At 70.4% G+C, this 17,709-nt stretch carries 16 protein-coding genes and 1 tRNA gene; 9 read left to right on the top strand and 8 right to left on the bottom strand.

The window, feature by feature from the left end; all coding sequences use genetic code 11:
- Positions 1–990: DUF222 domain-containing protein (locus tag C2868_RS09885; protein WP_103663210.1), on the bottom strand; the 990-nt coding region annotated here is incomplete at its 3' end.
- 188 nt (positions 991–1,178) lie between these two features.
- On the opposite strand from C2868_RS09885, the gene C2868_RS09880 reads away from it, so the two are divergent.
- Complete coding sequence (locus C2868_RS09880; protein WP_103663209.1) at positions 1,179–1,652, top strand: SIP domain-containing protein; 474 nt, start codon at positions 1,179–1,181, stop codon at positions 1,650–1,652.
- Between the two features lie 31 nt (positions 1,653–1,683).
- Here C2868_RS09880 and C2868_RS09875 read toward each other — a convergent pair whose 3' ends face one another.
- The 4 genes from C2868_RS09875 to C2868_RS09860 form a co-directional block, all read right to left on the bottom strand.
- Complete coding sequence (locus C2868_RS09875; protein WP_103663208.1) at positions 1,684–2,157, bottom strand: Fe-S oxidoreductase; 474 nt, start codon at positions 2,155–2,157, stop codon at positions 1,684–1,686.
- On the bottom strand, positions 2,154–3,041 hold the full coding sequence (locus C2868_RS09870) for an arginase family protein (protein ID WP_103663222.1): 888 nt from the start codon (positions 3,039–3,041) through the stop codon (positions 2,154–2,156). Before C2868_RS09870 ends, C2868_RS09875 begins: the two co-directional genes overlap by 4 nt.
- 31 nt (positions 3,042–3,072) lie before the next feature.
- Positions 3,073–3,825 (bottom strand): PspA/IM30 family protein, encoded by a 753-nt coding sequence (locus C2868_RS09865; RefSeq protein ID WP_100810296.1) that lies wholly within the window; start codon positions 3,823–3,825, stop codon positions 3,073–3,075.
- Between the two features lie 103 nt (positions 3,826–3,928).
- Complete coding sequence (locus tag C2868_RS09860) at positions 3,929–5,989, bottom strand: TPM domain-containing protein (protein WP_181003419.1); 2,061 nt, start codon at positions 5,987–5,989, stop codon at positions 3,929–3,931.
- Between the two features lie 223 nt (positions 5,990–6,212).
- Between C2868_RS09860 and C2868_RS09855 the strand changes: the two genes are divergently transcribed.
- From C2868_RS09855 to C2868_RS09845, 3 genes are all read left to right on the top strand, one after another.
- Positions 6,213–7,055 (top strand): DUF3097 family protein, encoded by an 843-nt coding sequence (locus C2868_RS09855; RefSeq protein WP_100810297.1) that lies wholly within the window; start codon positions 6,213–6,215, stop codon positions 7,053–7,055.
- A gap of 299 nt (positions 7,056–7,354) precedes the next feature.
- Entirely contained in the window at positions 7,355–8,014 is a 660-nt protein-coding gene (gene trmB / locus C2868_RS09850; protein WP_103663220.1) for a tRNA (guanosine(46)-N7)-methyltransferase TrmB, read from the top strand.
- Positions 8,015–8,057: 43 nt separating this feature from the next.
- Positions 8,058–8,975, top strand: a complete 918-nt coding sequence (locus C2868_RS09845) for a CPBP family intramembrane glutamic endopeptidase (protein WP_103663207.1) — start codon at positions 8,058–8,060, stop codon at positions 8,973–8,975.
- A gap of 15 nt (positions 8,976–8,990) precedes the next feature.
- On the opposite strand, the gene C2868_RS09840 is transcribed toward C2868_RS09845, so the two are convergent.
- From C2868_RS09840 to C2868_RS09830, 3 genes are all read right to left on the bottom strand, one after another.
- A complete protein-coding gene (locus tag C2868_RS09840; protein WP_219811471.1) occupies positions 8,991–9,647 on the bottom strand; it encodes an SRPBCC family protein in 657 nt (218 codons plus the stop codon).
- Positions 9,648–10,112: 465 nt separating this feature from the next.
- A tRNA-Arg gene (locus tag C2868_RS09835) sits at positions 10,113–10,185 on the bottom strand.
- A 62-nt stretch (positions 10,186–10,247) separates the two neighbouring features.
- Positions 10,248–11,063: an SGNH/GDSL hydrolase family protein gene (locus tag C2868_RS09830; RefSeq protein ID WP_103663206.1), complete on the bottom strand. Its 816-nt coding sequence runs from the start codon at positions 11,061–11,063 to the stop codon at positions 10,248–10,250.
- A gap of 115 nt (positions 11,064–11,178) precedes the next feature.
- Between C2868_RS09830 and C2868_RS09825 the strand changes: the two genes are divergently transcribed.
- From C2868_RS09825 to C2868_RS09805, 5 genes are all read left to right on the top strand, one after another.
- Positions 11,179–12,030 (top strand): transglutaminase family protein, encoded by an 852-nt coding sequence (locus C2868_RS09825; protein WP_103663218.1) that lies wholly within the window; start codon positions 11,179–11,181, stop codon positions 12,028–12,030.
- Between the two features lie 209 nt (positions 12,031–12,239).
- A complete protein-coding gene (gene argS, locus C2868_RS09820; protein ID WP_100810300.1) occupies positions 12,240–13,907 on the top strand; it encodes an arginine--tRNA ligase in 1,668 nt (555 codons plus the stop codon).
- 2 nt (positions 13,908–13,909) lie between these two features.
- Positions 13,910–14,719 (top strand): DUF2993 domain-containing protein, encoded by an 810-nt coding sequence (locus tag C2868_RS09815; protein WP_103663205.1) that lies wholly within the window; start codon positions 13,910–13,912, stop codon positions 14,717–14,719.
- A gap of 215 nt (positions 14,720–14,934) precedes the next feature.
- Positions 14,935–16,374, top strand: a complete 1,440-nt coding sequence (gene lysA / locus C2868_RS09810; protein ID WP_103663204.1) for a diaminopimelate decarboxylase — start codon at positions 14,935–14,937, stop codon at positions 16,372–16,374.
- Positions 16,371–17,708 carry a homoserine dehydrogenase gene (locus tag C2868_RS09805; protein ID WP_103663203.1) on the top strand — a complete coding sequence of 446 codons (1,338 nt, stop codon included), beginning with the start codon at positions 16,371–16,373 and terminating at the stop codon, positions 17,706–17,708. Before lysA ends, C2868_RS09805 begins: the two co-directional genes overlap by 4 nt.
- The last annotated feature ends 1 nt before the right edge of the window (position 17,709 follow it).

The following is a 17,709-nucleotide window of genomic DNA, read 5'->3' as shown; positions in this document are numbered from 1 at the left end:
GATCCGGTCCCACCCGGCCGCCCCGGCGGTGAGCATGCACGCGGTTTCGGGGTCGATGGGGGAGTGTCCGACGAGGAACGCTGTTTCGTAGGGGTCGGTGATCCGTTTCTCGATCAGTGACATGACGGGCACGGTGATCTGGACGCTCGCACGGATCGCGCCGAGGTCGGTGGGCCCGCCGTCGTGCGCGGTAGGAGCGGCGGCGAGGAGTAGGTCGCCGAGGATGTCAGCACGGACCTGGTCCGTTGTGCGGACATCAGGCGTGTCCGCGGACCCATCGTCCCCGCATCCAGTCGGATCGGCGTCGGTATCCGTGTTCAGCTCAACCCGCCGCGCATCGATGACGGAGCGTGCCATTTCGCTGAGCCGATCGTGCACGCCGTGCGCGACCACGGCGGGCAGGAGCGCGCGAAGCTCGGCCATGCCATCCTCGACATCGGTCACCCACACCGCCCGGTCCTTGACCGCCCGGCGGTGGCGCTGCTCGAACGTGGTCTCGGCGTACCACTCCGCCCGCCGTTTCGCGAGCGGTATCAGCCGCGTTGCGGACTCCGCGGCCGCGATCTGCAGCACGTCCTGTTCGAACTCGCCCCGCATCCCGGGGGTTTCGATGATCGCACCCGCGGTGACGATCGCCCGGACGTGCGCGACCGAGATGACTCCGGCATCCAATGCTTCGAGTGTCCCCGCGTAGTCGCTGACGAGGGTCGCCGCGTCGCTCATCTGGCGTTGCACGGTGCGGTCGCTGACCCGCCACGCGGCACCGATCTCGGCCGCGACCGACCGGTACGGGAACCCCGCATCCGACCCGACCCGCCCGTACTGCGCTTCGTCGGTCCAGTCATCCGCAATGGTCTGCGCCTCGGCCAGCAACCGTGCTTCTTCCGCATCGAGGCGTGCCTTCGCGGCCCGCACCTCCACCAGCCTCGGCAACAACACATTCATCCGCTCGTCAGCCCGAAGTCGGGCATTCAGTGCGGTGTTGGTCATGCATCCATCATCCGACCAACCACCGACATTCCACCCCCGAAAAGCACCCCAACCGGGTCTTTACAGATGAGAAGAAGATGAGAAAAGGCGGCTCAATGACACGCCGACCGGTCGCCACCCCGATCACGCAGGTTTTTCACGGCCACAAAGGTAAGGCTCTCCTATCTCAGCGGTATAGTTGAGGAATCATGTCGATCGATTCCCTCCCCACCGCAGCGCCTCGCGCGGCGGCGCGTCGTGCGTCCCGTGCCAGCCGCGTGCAGCACCTGGTGACGGCCGACGAGACATCGCTCGCCGAGCTCGAGGCGCTCCTCGTGACGCTTCCGCTCTGCTCGACCGGCCGCATCTTCGTCGAGGTGCCGGATGCGTCTTTCGTTACCGATCTCGACGTTCCCCAGCGCATGACGCTCACGTGGCTCGACCGCTCCCGCCGCACGGGCGACCCCGGCACGGGCCGCGGCTGCGCATCCGGTGCCGCGCTGACCCGCGCCGTCACGGCCTGGGCCGACGAGATGATCTGCGACGACAGCGACGACACCCGCGTGACGCTGCTCGGCGGATTCCTCGGTACCGCCGACATCCTCGAGCACCTGACCGACCGCCGCGGCGTCTCGCCGGCGGCGATCGCTACGCCGCAGCGCTACGGCCTGCTCGCCCGCTGAACCCTCTCCGGTAGCGCGGGCGGAGCCCGACTCAGCTCGCGGTCGCCCGCACGACTCGTTGACGCGGGACGTACCGCCCGTCTTCGAGCCCGGCTTCGATCTCGAACCGGTTGCGGAGAGGATCGCGACCGGCGATCGCGTAGAGCAGCGGCATCAGCATCCCGTACTTCTGCCACTGCCGACGATGGATCGCCTCGTGCCGCAGAACGGATGCGGGGACGGGGCCGTCGCCGGTGAGGAAGCATCCGCCCGTGCACACGCCCCCGCGGGGGAACGCCCACGGCGGCAACCCGCGGAAGACCCACAGACCCTGCTTGCGTTCGATGCGCCCCGTGCTGAGCAGCCCGCCCCAGACCCACGCGACTCCCGTGGCGTAGAGGTAGCCGGCGCGGCTGATCGCGGAGTCGAGCAGGAATCCGGGGATGAAACGGTCCAGTCGCTGCCCCCGGCGCACGGCGCGATCGGCGCGCTCGCGCCATCCGGCCGGGGGAGTCGCGGGGCTCATACGAGCGCCCCGACGATGCGCAGGATCGTGCCCATGTCGTCGACGGCATCGTCGGGGGATGACGGTGAGAACTCGGTGATCGCCGCGCCCGCGAGAGGGAAGCGGGCTCGAAGCGCCTTGATGGTCGCGATCAGATCGGCGGGCTGGGCGCCGAAGGGCACCGGGAACGCGAGTCCCGTGAGAGCGGCCGGGTCGAGGACGTCGACATCGATGTGCAGGAACACCCGGCTCGCGCCGGTCTCGGCCACCGCGGCAACGACGGACGCCGGTTCGGCGAGGCTCTCGACCGGAAGCATCCGGATGCCCGTTCGCGCGATGTAGTCCTCTTCGGGCGCCGCGAGGTCACGGGTACCGACGAGGACGACCCGATCGGGGGTGATCGCGCCGCCCGGCAGGGTCATGCCCTCGACGCCCTCGCCGAGGATGGCGCGCAGCACCATGCCGTGGAACGCGCCGGACACGACCGTTTCGGGCGTGTGCAGGTCGGCGTGCGCGTCGAGCCAGACGAGCGCGATGTCGCCGTCGGGATCGTCCGCCGCGACGGCCGCCACAGCCCCGACCGATACTCCGCAGTCGCCACCGATGACGATTGCGGGGTCTTCGCCGCCGACCACGGCCTGCTGTACCAGCTCACGAACGCGGCGGAGCGTCGACAGACGCCGCACGCTCGTGTCGAGGCTCTCGCCCGCCTCGGCGGGGACCTCGACGAACGTGCAGGCAGACCGTGGCAGGTCACCCGCGATCGCGGTTGCTCCATCGACGAGCTGCATCGCGCGGCTCGACGACGAACCCTGCCACTGCGGGACGATCACGAAGCGCGCCATCTGCCCATCCTTCCGCAAGCGCCGCGCCGCGGCATCCGTTCCCTTGTCGGAATGACGGATGCCGCGGCGCGGGCGTGCTCGGTCGCGCTGATTACGACGCGGAATCCGGCGCGTCGATCGCGGCGCGCTGCGGGCCACCGGACTTCAGCTGGGCCAGACGCAACTCGACCTCGGTCAGCTGACCCAGGTCTTCGAGGCTCTCGAACTGCGCGTCGATGCTCGACGCGGCGAGCTCGGCCTTGCCCGCGGCGAGGGCTTCTTGACGGCGGATCTTGTCTTCGAAGCGTCCGAGCTCGCTCGTCGGGTCCATGACGTCGATGGACTTGACGGCGTCATGGACGCGGTTCTGCGCCTCGGCGGTCTTCGCGCGCGCGAGCAGTTCGCTGCGCTTGGCGCGCAGCTGCTCGAGCTTCTGCTTCATGCCGTTGAGGCCGTCCTTGAGCTTGTCGACGACCTCGGTCTGCGACGCGATCTGCGGTTCGGCGGCACGCGCCTCGCCCTCGGCCGCGATCTGGCGCTGCAGCGCGATCTTGGCGAGGTTGTCGAACTTGTCGGCGTCGGTCGGGTCGCCCGCCGCGCGCAGCTGATCGGCCTTGCGGCTCGCCGCGAGCGCCTTGCCGCCCCACTCCGTGGCCGCCTGGATGTCTTCCTGGTGGTCGCGCTCGAGCAGGCGCAGGCTTCCGATCGTCTCGGCGATCGCCGTCTCGGCGTCGGCGATGTTGTTCGTGAAGTCTCGGACGAGCTGGTCGAGCATCTTCTGCGGGTCTTCGGCCTGGTCGATCATGGCGTTGACGTTCGCCCGCACGAGGGTCGAGATGCGGCCGAAAATGGACTGCTTGGCCATTACGGTTTCCTTCCTTTTTGGCTGTTCACGTGGTCTGTGGCTGTTGTGGTCCGGATGATGGATGCGCGGGCTCGTCGCGGTGCGGTGGCCCCGTCGGCCGCGGTCAGAATCGGCCTCCGCCGCGGCGCCCGCGGGTGCCGCCGCCCCCGAAACTCGCGGGACGTGCGCGGCCGCCCCCGAAGCTCCCGCCGCGTGACCCGCCGCGGGAGCCACCGCCGGCGAAGCCGCCCAGCCCGCCGAGGCCGCCGAAGCCGCCGGACGAGCGCGAGCCGCCGCCGAGCAGGGAGTTGAGCACGACGCCGCCGAGCATGGCCCCGAGCATCCCGGCCCCGCCGTTGGAACCTGATCCGCTGCCTCCGAAGCCGCCGCCGTCGAAAGAGCCGACGTCGCGCTGGGCGACCGATGTGGCCTCGGCGGCGAGTTGTGCCGCGCGCCCGGCCTGCGCGAGGGCGCCCGCGGCATCGGTGCCCTGCAACTGCTGCGCCCCGGCGAGCGAGGTGCGGGCCTCGGCCAGGCGCGTGCGGGCGGTCGCGCCCACGGCGCCGCGGCGCGAGGTGATGTAGTCGTCGGCGGCCGAGATCTGGGCCTGAGCCTGCAGCATCGCCTGCGCGAGCTGCTGTCGAGCGCGATCGTCGCGGGCCTGTGCGTCGCGCACTCCCGCGATCACCGCGTCGATCTGTTCGTTCGCCGCACGCAGGGCATCGAGAGCGGCGAGCGGACGACTGGGCGGAACGAGCAACTTCCGGGCTTCGTCGACGCTTCGCCGCGTCGCGAGCGTTGCCGCCGCGACACGTCCATCCGGATCGGGCAGCGACGCAGCGGTCGCGAGGTCGGTTTCGAGCTCACTCACCAGCGCGGCCGCCTGACGTTCGCCCTCGGCGAGGTTCGCCGCCAGGTCGTCGATGGCCTTCTCGAGCAGGCGCGCCTGGTCGACGGCATCCTCGGCGGCGCGGATGCCGATGGCCGCTTCGCCGCCCCTGCCCGCGCCGACATCGCGCTGCGCCTCGGCGAGCTGGTCGGTCGCGAACTCCAGGCGCGCACGAGCCTGGTCGGGGTTGTCGGAGACCGTCGCGAAGGCTTCGGGGGCATACCGGGCGCCGAGCGCGGCCAGGGCGGCGTCCGCGGCCTCGATCGAGGCCGCCGCCTTCACCCGTTCGTCCTCGACGCGAACGAGGGCCTCGGGGGCGTTCTGCTCGAGCTTGCGCAGCTCGTCGAAATCGGCGGCTTTGGCGTCGAGGTCGGCGTTCGCCGCCGCGCAGAGTTCGAGGATGCGCGTGTACGCGGCTCGGGCCGAGGCATCCGTGTCGGGCGTTTCGTCGTCGAGGGATTGCCGCAGCGAGAACGCCTCGGTGAGCGCCGCACGGGCGCGCTCCAGGGCGTCCGAGAATGCGGCCGTGGCCTCGTCGCCGAACTGGGCCTTGGCGAAGCCGAGTTCTTGTGCGCTCGTGGTGATCGCGTCATCGGTCGCGACGAGGGCGGCGGATGCCTGGCGCTCGAGCTCTTCGGTCGGCATGGCAGGGGCTTCGATGGCGCTGGGGGAGGGGTGCCGGCGTTTGCGCAGCAGAACCCAGCCGACCAGCACGAACCCGGCGAGGACGACGGCTCCGACCGCGAGGAGGGGAAGGAGCCCGCTCGAGCCGTTCGAGGACGAGGAGCCGCCGCCATCCGTGCCCGTTCCGGTCGCCTCGGCGAGTGCCTCGGCCGTCGCGTCGATCGCTCCGGTCCAGTTGCCTGCTGCGAGGGCGGGCTGGATGTCGTTCTGCTCGATCGAGCCCAGCTGCTCGTCTGTCACGGGTCCCGCGCTGTCACCGGAGAGGTAGAACTGCCGCGACTCCGTGGCGACCGCGAGCAGATACTGGGTGGGGCCGAGCCCGTTGTCGAGCGCGGTCTGATTCGCCCAGTCCGCGGACGAGGCCGGATCGGTGAACTCGTCGACGAAGACGACCCAGAGATCGAGTCCGGACTCCTCGCGGAACCGCTGCAGGCGCTCCTCGGCGTCGGCCGCGGCGGGCGGTGCGAGCACGCCCGCGTCGTCCAGGATGTAGCCGGAACCGAGCGTCACCGGCGGCGTGGCGATCGCGGCGCCCGCGGGGCCCAGGAGGAGCGCCATCACGGCGAGGACGAGAGCAGCCGCGCGCGCGTTCAGAGACCAACGCGCGTGCATCGCGACCCCCTTCGCGGGCCGAGGAAAAGCCCACTCCACGAGTCTATGCGGCGCCCGGCATGCCCGATAGCGGCGTCCGCGCCCTCGCGGGGCGATCGGGGTGACACCCGGCGAGGCGCGCGATCCGGATCCGATGCCGGGGTAGCGTTTCGCGCCGGGCGCACTGTCTGCGGCATGCGCCGACGCCGGCTCGGATGCTTCGGATCGATCCCAGGAGGGCGACATGGACGACAGGTACGGAACGGACGTGCTCGCCGCGGGATGGCGCGACAAGAACGCGCGTCGCGTGCCCCGCGTCGCCGCCGAGCACGACCTGGTCGTCGAGGTCGCGTCGGACGGATGGTGCGGCGCGGTCACCGGCGTGAAGTCCGGCCACGTCGAGCTCGAAGACCGCCACGGACGTCGTCGCCTGTTTCCGCTCGGCCCCGGATTCATGGTGGATGGTCAGCTTGTCGAGCTGGGACCGCCGGCCCCCGCGACTCCTGCGGTCCGGCCGCCCGCCGCCCGCACGGCGTCGGGCTCGTTCGCGGTCGCCGATGCGCGCGCACGCGTCGCGCTGCCGAGCCGGATCCTCGTCGAGGGCCGGCACGATGCCGAGCTCGTCGAGAAGGTGTGGGGCGACGACCTGCGCATCGAGGGCGTCGTCGTCGAGTACCTCGAGGGCGTCGACCTGCTCGACGCGATGCTCACGGCCGAACCACCGTCGGCGAAGCGCCGCTACGGCGTTCTTGTCGACCACCTCGTGCCGGGTTCGAAGGAGGCGCGCATCGCCGACGCCGTGGCGCGCGGACCGCACGGGGCGCACACGCTGATCGTGGGACATCCGTTCGTCGACGTCTGGCAGTGCGTCACGCCGCAGGCCCTCGGCATCCGGGCGTGGCCCGAGGTCCCGCGTGGGATCGACTGGAAGACGGGCGTCTGCCGGGGACTCGGATGGCCCGCCGAAACCCCCGCAGACCTGGCTCGCGCCTGGCGGCGGGTGCTCGGCGCCGTGACGTCGTATCGCGACCTCGAGCCCGCGCTGCTCGGCCGCGTCGAAGAGCTCATCGACTTCGTCACCTCCTGACGCCCGCCCGCCCGTCCGGCCTCGCCCGTCGTCCGGGCGCTTCGGTTCGCTCCGCTTAGCTCCGCTTCCCTTCGGCCCGGCCCCGGTGCCCTCGAGACCCCGAACACCCCATTTGCGCCGAAACACCCTGTGTCGCGGGGTGTTTCGCCGCAGAATGGGTGTTTCGGCGGGGTGGGCGGCGTGCGCGGAGCGACGGCGGGGAACGGATGCTGCGGCTCGGTAGCCTGGGGAGTGTGACCGAGCCCGACGCACCCACCTTCCGCGACAAGCCGGTCTCGTTCGTCCGGCGGGGTGGCCGCATGTCCGACGGACAGGAGCGCGCCTGGGTCGAGCTCGCCTCCGCGTACCTGATCGACGTGGAGCGGGGTGTCGCCGAGACATCCGTCCATCCCGACGCCCGGTTCGACCCGGCCGAGGTCTACGGACGCACCGCGCCGCTGATCGTCGAGGTCGGCTCGGGTCAGGGGCACGCGATCATCGCCGCAGCACTCGCACGCCCCGAGGCCGACTTCCTGGCGGTGGAGGTGTTCCGCGCGGGACTCGCCCGCACGATGCTCGACGCCGAGCGCGAGGGCGCGCGTAACATCCGCGTGATCGAGGCGAACGCCCCCGAGGTGCTGGCGACGTTCGTGCCCGAGGCATCCGTTTCCGAACTCTGGGTGTTCTTCCCCGACCCGTGGCACAAGAACAAGCACACCAAGCGCCGGCTCGTAACGGAGGAGTTCGCCGACGCGGCGGCCCGCGCGATCACCGCGGGCGGCATGCTGCGCATGGCGACCGACTGGGAGGACTACGCGCGGGGGATGCGCGTGGCGTTGGATGCTTCGCCGCACTTCGAGCGCGCCTTCGAAGGCGACTGGGCCGAGCGGTTCGAGGGCCGGGTGATGACGGCGTTCGAGCGGAAGGGGATCCGTGCGGGCCGAGACATCCGGGACCTCGCGTACCGACGCGTCGGCTGAGCTTGCCGGGCGGGATAGTGCACCGTCTGAAAGACTGAGGCGGATGCCCGCGCTCACCGATACGAACGCCCCCGTCCGTCCGACCGTCTGGATCGGGCTGCTGCCGGCGCTCGTGGTGTGCCTCGCGGCTCCCGCGTTCTTCGTGCTGCGGATCACCTGGCTCGGCTGGGCGCTGCTGGCGCTCGGGATGCTGCTGGCCTGGCTGCTGCGCGTGCGCCTGACGGAGGGGGCGAAGGCGCGCTTCCCCGAGGTGCGGGTCGGTCCGCGCTACGAAACGGCGAAGATCATCTCGGGACGGACGCCGAGTCTCGTCCGCGACCTGTCGCTGATCGCGATCGGCATGCTGATCGTCAGCGTTATCCCGCTGAAGGCCGAACTCGACAACTGGGCCATGGTGCGTTTCACTCTCGCGCTGGGCGGCGCGGTGCTCGTGCCGTACCTGATCTCGCGCTATGTCTACCGGGACTACGCCATCCGCTTCCCCTGGCGCGGTGGCGGCAGATGGACGACGTTCCAGTGGACGTGGCTCGTCGTCGTGCTGGCGCTCGGATGGCTCATCCTGCCCTTCTACTTCATCACCTCGGGCGTCTACACGAACTGGCCGGTCGTGAACACGCCGGAGCTGATCGCGCGGCTGTTCGTGGGCGTCGGCGCGGTCGGCATCTGGGACGAGCTCTTCTTCATCTGCACGGTCTTCGTGCTGCTGCGCCGCCACTTTCCGATGGCGGTCGCGAACGTGCTGCAGGCGATCGTGTTCGTGTCGTTCCTGTGGGAGCTCGGCTACCAGGCGTGGGGGCCGTTGCTGACGATCCCGTTCGCGCTGCTGCAGGGCTTCATCTTCCTGAAGACGCGGTCGCTGGCGTACGTCGTGACGGTGCACCTGCTGTTCGACGCGGTCGTCTTCCTCGTGCTCGTGCACGCGCACAACCCGGGGATGCTCGACGGACTCTTCCTCGTCTGAGCGGCAGGGCGGCACTCATGACGGGGTGGGCCGTGAAGGCGAGCGCTCTGAGCGCCGACGGATGCCCCGCAGCATCCTCTCGGTCATGACGAAACTGACCATCTCGACCGGCTCGACCAGTGCCCCGGCCCAGCGTCTGAGGTACGCATACCGCTCGCGAACGATGAGCCGTGTCGAACCATCCGCTCGGGGACGCAGGACGAAGGCCCATGTGAAGTCGTACGGAGCTCCTGCGCCGGTACCGTCGGGGCCGACAGCGCCGCGCAGCACGAGATCGCTCTCCTCATGGATGGACGCGACCGATAGGGCGACGCCCGGAGCCAGATTCACGGCATCGCCGACCGAGCGGATCTGGAACTCGGGGACGACGGTGTCGGCGCTGTGGATCTCGACACCGACGAGGTTCTCGAGCCAGTCGTAGGTGTAGAACCCGCCGCGATTCTGCCCCAGCTGCGCGAGCCATGGCCATACCGCGGACGGCGGCGCACCGATCGAGATGGCACGCGTCGCGACGAGATCCGGACGGGGCAGCAGATCATCCCCGGCCAGCTTCGCGAGAAGCTCCTCGTCCGTCGCGCCCCATCGCAGTGAGGCCCGTCGCACGGCCAGGATCACAGCGGCCGCTGCCGCGGAGAACACCGCCGCACCCGTCAATCCCCGTATCCAGCCCATGCGGGCAGTATTCCACCAATGGCAGCCCGTGGCAGCGGAATCCGCCGTGCAAAACCAGGGCAGGAATCGAGGAACGCCCGAGGCTCATCGCGCCTTCCCGACGACCGTCGCGAAGGCGATCGCGCACGGAACGAGCGCGGACCTCGCTGACAGGCGCTGTCAGCGCGAGTTCGAGCTGTTCCGCGTCGAAGGCAGCAGCCATCACCGCGAGCTGCTGTTCGGGAATCGCCAGCTCTCGGGCAACCTGTGTCCACTTCTCCACCTCTGCCTCTGCGCCGAAACGACGAGCGGGTCAGGTGGGTTCAGGGGCGGCTTTCTCGCCTTTCGCGGACCTGTTCGACCATGATCTCGACGATGTCGCGGGGGCGCTGCATCAGGCGAAACGCGCCACGAATGCTGTCACGCTGTTGTCACGAGAAAGGGACCGCGAGGTCGAAATGACCCGCGATCCCTTGCCCCGGTCTGTGCCCCCGACTGGAATCGAACCAGCGACCTTTGGTACCGGAAACCAACGCTCTATCCCCTGAGCTACGGAGGCGTACCGATCGAGGTTATCACCCGGCGACGGGCTCCCTCGTGCCTCTCGGCGTGACCCGATCCTCAGCCGTCTGTCGGGGCGGGGGTCTCGGCGACGGCCTCGACCACAGCCATCCGCTCGGCGAGCGCCTGCGCCAATCGCTCCGCGAGATACGCGTGACCGGCGGTGGACGGATGATTCCTGCCGACGCCCGTGTCGATGACGTCGAAGTAGTTCGACGCGACGATCCACATGTCGTCGATGGGGGAGATGTACCACCAGCCGCGTTCGGCGGCCAAGCGTGAGAGTTCCGAGTCGATGAGGGCGGTGCCGCTCTCGACCGGAAGGACGTGAGGGGCCGGCCCCAGTACGACGATCGAGGCATCCGGATACGTTGCGGAAAGCGCGTCCCAGGCCGCGTTCACGGCGCCGGCGTAGTCGTTCTTGGCGACGAGCAGCCGGTCGTTGATCGACCCCTGCACGATGATCACGTCGGGATCCAACGCGGAATCGAGTGCCGCGATGCGCTCGCCGAAGGAGGGGCCGTCGATGCCCGGCCTCAGGTATCCGCTGCCGCGCACACCGTCGACGACGGTCGTCCACCCGGTCACGCGGCCGAGCTCATACGCGTAGCCGAGAGTCGGGTCGCTCGCCGCGGAACCGTATGTCCACGAGTCGCCGAACACGAGCACCGTCGCGTCGGGCGGAATGGTCAGGGCGGCCGGGGCCGAGGCATCCGTCCCGGCGTTCGCGAGTCCCGCGCCGCCCGCGACTTCGGCGGCGGGTGTGGGGCGTTGCCACGGCTGCCAGGCGCCGATGACGGCGGCCGCGAGGACGCCCGCGGCGAGGGCCCAGAGCACGCCGACGCGCACGCGCGGACGGCGGGGAGCTTCGGGCATGAATCGAGGGTAAGTCACGGAATCATGTGCGGATGCCAGGACCGTCGTCTGCTGTGGGATGAGCATCGTTTCGGCCGCGTGCGAGGGCGTCACGCGAGCGTGCAAGGATGTCTCGGTGCAGCGCATCGTCACCGCAGAACTCGACCTCGATCTGGCCGGCACCGCCGACCTGATCTTCTCGCTGACGACCGCGCGCCAGGTGCCGCTCGCGAGCGAGATCCTGACGTTCACGCGCGACGATCTGGTGCACACACCGACCGAGATCATCGACCAGGACGGCACCCGTCTGCACCGTCTGACGGGCGAGCCGGGGCCCCTGCGCGTGCGGTACGAGGCGATCGTCGAGGGGCAGACGGGGCCCGCGCGGACGAGCGAGCTCGACAGCATCATTTACCTGCGTCCGAGTCGCTACTGCCAGTCCGACGAGGTGTTCTCGCAGGCGCGCCACCAGTTCGCGGGGCTCGCGGGCGCCGAGCTGATCGCCGCGGTCACGCGCTTCGTCGAGCAATCGGTGACCTACACCCCGGGGCTGAGTCTCGGAACCGACAGCGCCGTCACGACGCTCATGACCGGGCAGGGCGTGTGCCGCGACTACGCCCACGTCGTGATCGCGCTGCTGCGGGCGATGGATGTGCCCGCCCGATACGCCGCCTGCTATGCCCCGGGACTCACCCCGATGGATTTCCACGCCGTCGCCGAGGCGTACCTCGACGGCGCCTGGTACGTCATCGACGCGACACGCCTGGCCGACCGGCGCTCGCTCGTGCGCATCGCGACGGGGCGCGACGCGGCCGACTGTGCGTTCCTCAGCTTCCACGGCGCGCAGGTCGGGCTCGACCGCCTGCACGTCGACGCATGGGTGGTACCGGATGTCGCGGGCCCGGCGAACGCGGATGACCCGTCCGCAGACCCGTTCGCCCAGGCATCCGTCCCCGACGACTACCTCGAACTCGTGCAGCTGGGCTGAGCGTCGCCCTGGCGGGTCGCTTCGACAGGCTCAGTGACCGTGGGCGCCACACCGAACACCCGCCCGCACCCCATCGAACGGACGCGACATGCCGTTCCATGGTCGTGTGGAACGGCATGTCGCGTCCGTTCGCGTTGAGCCGCGGCAGCACCTGCGCGCACGGGGCGGCGAGTGGGGCGTTGCGGACGCCGAACTAGACTGGGCCAGCTATGAACCCCGAGGATCTCTCCGCCGCCCTGCTCGCCGTCGTCCGCCCGCTCGCCGAGGCGCGACGCCCGGGTTCGACCGACGGACTCACCGCGGCTGACCTGCCGGTCGAGCGTCCGAAGAACCGCGACCACGGCGACTGGGCCTCGAACGCCGCACTGAAGCTCGCGAAGCTCGTCGGGGCGAACCCGCGCGAGCTCGCGAACGAGATCGCCGAGGCGCTTGCGCAGGCCGAGGGCATCGAGAGCGTGGATGTCGCGGGCCCGGGATTCATCAACATCACCCTCGATGCCGCCACGGCCGGGTCGCTCGCCCGCACGATCGTCGAGGCCGGTGCCGCCTACGGCACGAACGAGTCCCAGCGCGGCAACACGATCAACCTCGAGTTCGTCAGCGCCAACCCCACGGGTCCCATGCACATCGGGCACACCCGCTGGGCGGCGCTCGGCGACGCCATGGGACGCGTGCTCGCGGCCAGCGGCGCCACGATCGTGCGCGAGTTCTACATCAACGACGCCGGCGTCCAGATGGACAGGTTCGGTCGATCCGTCCTCGCCGCGGCGAAGGGTGAGCCCACGCCCGAGGACGGCTACCCGGGCTCGTACGTCGAAGATCTCGCCCGGCGCGTGCTCGCGGTCGAGCCCGGACTGCTCGATCTTCCCGCCGACGAGCAGCTCGCCGTCGCCCGCGAGCGCGCCTACGCGCTCCAGCTCGGCGACCTGCAGAGCTCGCTCGTCAAGTTCAACGTGCACTTCGACGTGTGGTTCAGCGAGCGGACCCTGCACGCCAAGCCGGCGGATGGCGGACCCAGCCTCGTCGACGAGGCCGTCGATCGACTACGGGCGCAGGGTCACGTCTTCGATGCGGACGGTGCGGTGTGGGTGCGCACGACCGACTTCGGCGACGACAAGGATCGGGTCATCCGCAAGTCCGACGGCGAGTACACCTACTTCGCCGCCGACGCCGCGTACTACCTCAACAAGGGCGACCGCGGCTACGCGCACAAGATCTACCTGCTCGGCGCCGACCACCACGGCTACGTGCACCGGCTGAAGGCGCTCGCGGGCGCGGCGGGCGATGACCCCGACAGGGACATCGAGGTGCTGATCGGCCAGCTCGTGTCGATCAACGGCGCACGCCTCAGCAAGCGCGCCGGCAATATCATCGAGCTCGACGACCTGCGCGACTGGCTCGGAACGGATGCGTTGCGCTACTCGTTGGCGCGGTATCCGGCCGACTCGCCCCTGACGCTCGACCCCGAGATCTTGCGCAAGCGCACGAACGACAACCCGGTCTTCTACGTGCAGTACGCCCACGCGCGCACGCACAACGTGGCGCGCAACGCCCTGGACTCGGGTGTCGACCGCAGCGACTTCGCGCCCGAGCTGCTGACGCATGAGACCGAGTCGGCCCTGCTCGGGGCTCTGCAGGAGTTCCCGCGCATCGTCGGGTTCGCGGCCGAGGTGCGCGAGCCGCATCGCGTCGCCCGGTACCTCGAGGAGCTCGCGGGCCTCTACCACCGCTGGTACGACAACTGCCGGGTCATCCCGCTCGGCGACGCCCCGATCGAACCCGTCCACCGCACCCGCCTGTGGCTGAACGATGCTACCGGGCAGGTCCTGCGCAACGGCCTCGACCTGCTCGGCGTCTCGGCGCCCGAACGGATGTAGCGATGACCACGCCGCCGGACGTGCCGCCAACCCTGCACTGGGACGACGCGCCCCCGCCCCGGCGGAAGCGCCGGTTGTGGCCCTGGATCGTCTCGCTCGGCGTGGTGCTCGTCCTGTTCGGCGGTGCGGCGTTCGCGGGCGAGTGGCTGGCGCGGGATCTGGTCGAGCGCGGTGTACGCAGCGCCCTCGCGAGCGAGCTCGGCGTGCCGGCAGACCAGGCCGAGGTGCAGGTCGGGGGGCTCGTCATCCCGCAGCTGATCTCGGGTCGATTCGACGAGGTGCGCATAGAAGCTCAGGATGTCTCGCTCCAGGGCTTCACGGGCGACGTCGAGGTGACCGCGCGCGGCGTGCCTCTCACGGCGGACGGGCCGCTCGATTCGGCCGAGGCATCCGTCTCTCTCGACCAGGAGCAGCTGCGCACGCTGCTCTCCGGGGTCGAGGGGTTTCCGGCGGAGTCCCTCGGGCTGTCGGGCACGGACGTGACCATGACGGTCCAGCTCAACGTGTTCGGCGTCGCGGTTCCGATCGGTGTGGGGCTGACCCCGTCGGCGGCGGGTGGGGCACTGGTCCTCACGCCCGCATCGTTCACGCTGGCCGGCGCAACGGCTGATGCGCAGGGACTGCGCGATCAGTTCGGCTCGGTCGCCGACGCCGCACTGCAGCCGTGGCAGGTCTGCATCGCCTCGTCTCTCCCCGCGGGGCTGACGCTCACCGACGTTGCGGTGGTCGACCATCAGGTCGTCGCGCAGTTCGACATCGCCAGCGGGATCCTGGTGGATTCGACCCTGCGCGATTCCGGCGTCTGCGGCTGAGCCCGACCCGGGCGCGTCCGACGGATCCATCCGCCCACCCGCCTCTCTGGCAACACGAGTGCGCGCCGGCCCGAGCGGTCCGACGGATGGGGGCCGCACCCGGCCCGTGCCCTAGACTTTCAGCAACCGCCGGGGTGGTGTGTGTAAACCGCCGCCCGCGGATTTGCGTCGGCCCGCGCGTCGATGAACGTCCCGAATCCACCGATTGGTCTGCCGTGTCCGTCGCCTCGCCGCTTGCCCCCGGATGGCTCGTGCCGCCCGCCGACGCGAATGCTCTGGCCGAGCATGTGTGGCCGGCGGCCGCGCGCAGACGTGACGACGGCCAACTCGAACTGGGCGGCGTTGCCGTCCGCGACCTCGTGGCGCAGTACGGCACGCCCGTGCTCGTGCTCGACGAGGGCGAGGTCCGCGACCGCGCGCGCCGCACGCGCGAGGCGTTCCAGGATGCCGCAGCCCGCCATGGCACCCAGGCTCGCGTGTACTACGCCGGCAAGGCGTTCCTCTCCACCGAGGTCGCGCGCTGGGTCACGGAAGAGGGGTTGCGCGTCGACGTCTGTACGCGCGGCGAGCTCGAGGTCGCTCTCGCCGCCGGCGTGCCCGCGGATCACCTCGGCTTCCACGGCAACAACAAGTCCGTCACCGAGCTCGAGCGTGCGGTCGAGGTCGGCATCGGCTCGATCGTGATCGACAGCGTGTGGGAGCTCGACCGCCTCGCCGCGATCGTCGCCCGCCTCGGCCGGGAAGACGGCGGCGCACAGGACGTCCTGTTGCGCGTCAACACCGGAGTGCACGCCGAGACCCACCACTTCCTCGCGACCTCGCACGAGGACCAGAAGTTCGGCTTCGGTCTCGAGGCCGCCCCGGATCTGGTCGCCCGCGTGCGCGCGACGCCGGGTCTGAACCTCGTCGGGCTGCACTGCCACATCGGATCGCAGATCTTCGGCACCGACGGCTTCCGCGCGTCCGCCGCACGCCTGCTCGGCGTGCTCGCAGACCTTCCCGGCGGACCGCTGCCGGTGCTGAATCTCGGCGGGGGCTTCGGCATCGCCTACACCTCGGCCGACGAGCCGACGCCGATCGCCGAGCTCGCCGAGGGCATCGTCTCGGTCGTCGCGAGCGAGGCGCAGCTGCTCGGCATCCCGGTGCCTTTCCTCGCCTTCGAGCCGGGCCGGAGCATCGTCGGTACCGCCGGTGTCACGCTGTACGAGGTCGGGACGACGAAGGATGTCTCGGTCGAGACATCCGACGGCGCGAGATCCGGCGTTGCAGCCACGCGTCGCTACGTGAGCGTCGACGGTGGCATGAGCGACAATCCGCGTCCCGCGCTCTACGACGCGCAGTTCTCGGCCCGCATTGCCGACCGCACGAGCACGGCCGAGCCCGCGCTCGTGCGCGTGGTCGGCAAGCACTGCGAATCGGGCGACATCGTGGTCGACGCCGAATACCTGCCCGCCGATGTCGCGCCCGGTGACCTACTCGCCGTGCCCGCGACGGGGGCGTACTGCTACGCCCTCGCGAGCAACTACAACCATGTTCCGAGGCCGCCGATCGTGGCCGTTCGGGACGGAGCGTCGCGCGTGATCGTGCGCGGCGAGACGATCGACGACCTGCTCGCCCGCGACGCCGGGCTTGCGGGCCGGAGGGGAGACCGATGACCGACTACCGCACCCTGCGCGTCGCACTGCTCGGCGCCGGAGCCGTGGGCTCGCAGGTCGCCGGCCTGCTGCTGCGCCACGGCGACGAACTGGCCGACCGTGCCGGTGCGCGACTCGAGCTCGCCGGCATCGCCGTGCGCGACGTCGATGCGCCGCGCGATGTCGACCTGCCGCGCGAGCTCTTCACGACGGACGCCGACTCGCTCATCGTCGGCTCCGACATCGTCATCGAGCTGATGGGCGGAATCGAACCCGCGCGCACGTCGATCCTGCACGCGATCTCGTCGGGTGCGGACGTCGTCACGGCCAACAAGGCGCTGCTCGCGACCCACGGCACCGAGATCTTCGACGCGGCCGACCAGGTCGGCGCATCCGTCTACTACGAGGCCGCTGCCGCGGGGGCGATCCCGATCATCCGGCCCCTGCGCGACTCGCTCGCGGGTGACCGCGTGCGCCGCATCATGGGCATCGTGAACGGCACGACCAACTACATCCTCGATCGCATGGACACCGAGGGCGCCGAGTTCGCGGACGTCCTCGCCGACGCCCAGCGCCTGGGCTACGCCGAGGCCGATCCGACGGCGGATGTCGAGGGCTACGACGCCGCGCAGAAGGCCGCGATCCTCGCGAGCCTCGCGTTCCACACGAGCGTCCCGCTCGACACCGTGCACCGCGAGGGCATCACGTCGATCGACGCCTCGCTGATCGAGTCCGCTCGCCACGCCGGCTACGTCGTCAAGCTCCTCGCGGTCTGCGAGCGGATCGAGGATGCCTCCGGCACCGGACCCGGCACCGGCAGCCGGGACGCGATCTCGGTGCGTGTCTACCCGGCGCTCGTGCCCCGGACACACCCGCTCGCGAGCGTCCACGGCGCCAACAACGCCGTGTTCGTCGAGGCCGAGGCCGCTGGCAACCTGATGTTCTACGGCGCTGGCGCCGGGGGAGTGCAGACCGCCTCCGCCGTGCTCGGGGACGTCGTCTCGGCCGCGCGCCACCACATCGCCGGCGGCGTCGGCGTGGGGGAGTCCACCCGCGCGAACCTGCCCATCCTGCCGATCGGCCGCGTCACGACGCGCTACCAGATCACGCTCGAGGTCAGCGACGAGACGGGCGTGCTCGCCACCGTCGCGGGGATCCTCAGCGAGGGACGGGTGTCCATCGCGACCGTCGAGCAGACGGTGGTGACGGACCCCGACGGCGGCCCCGGCATCGCACGCATCGTGATCGGCACACACAAGGCACTCGAGCAGGACCTCAGCGACACCGTCGCGCGACTCGCCGCCAGCGGCGTGGTCGAGCGCGTTGTCTCGGTTCTGCGGGTAGAAGGAGACTGAC

Source organism: Microbacterium sp. CJ77, from assembly GCF_002911615.1.
Taxonomy (GTDB): domain Bacteria; phylum Actinomycetota; class Actinomycetes; order Actinomycetales; family Microbacteriaceae; genus Microbacterium.
The sequence above is the reverse complement of the archived record's forward strand: the minus strand, read 5'-3'. Positions and strand labels throughout refer to the sequence as shown.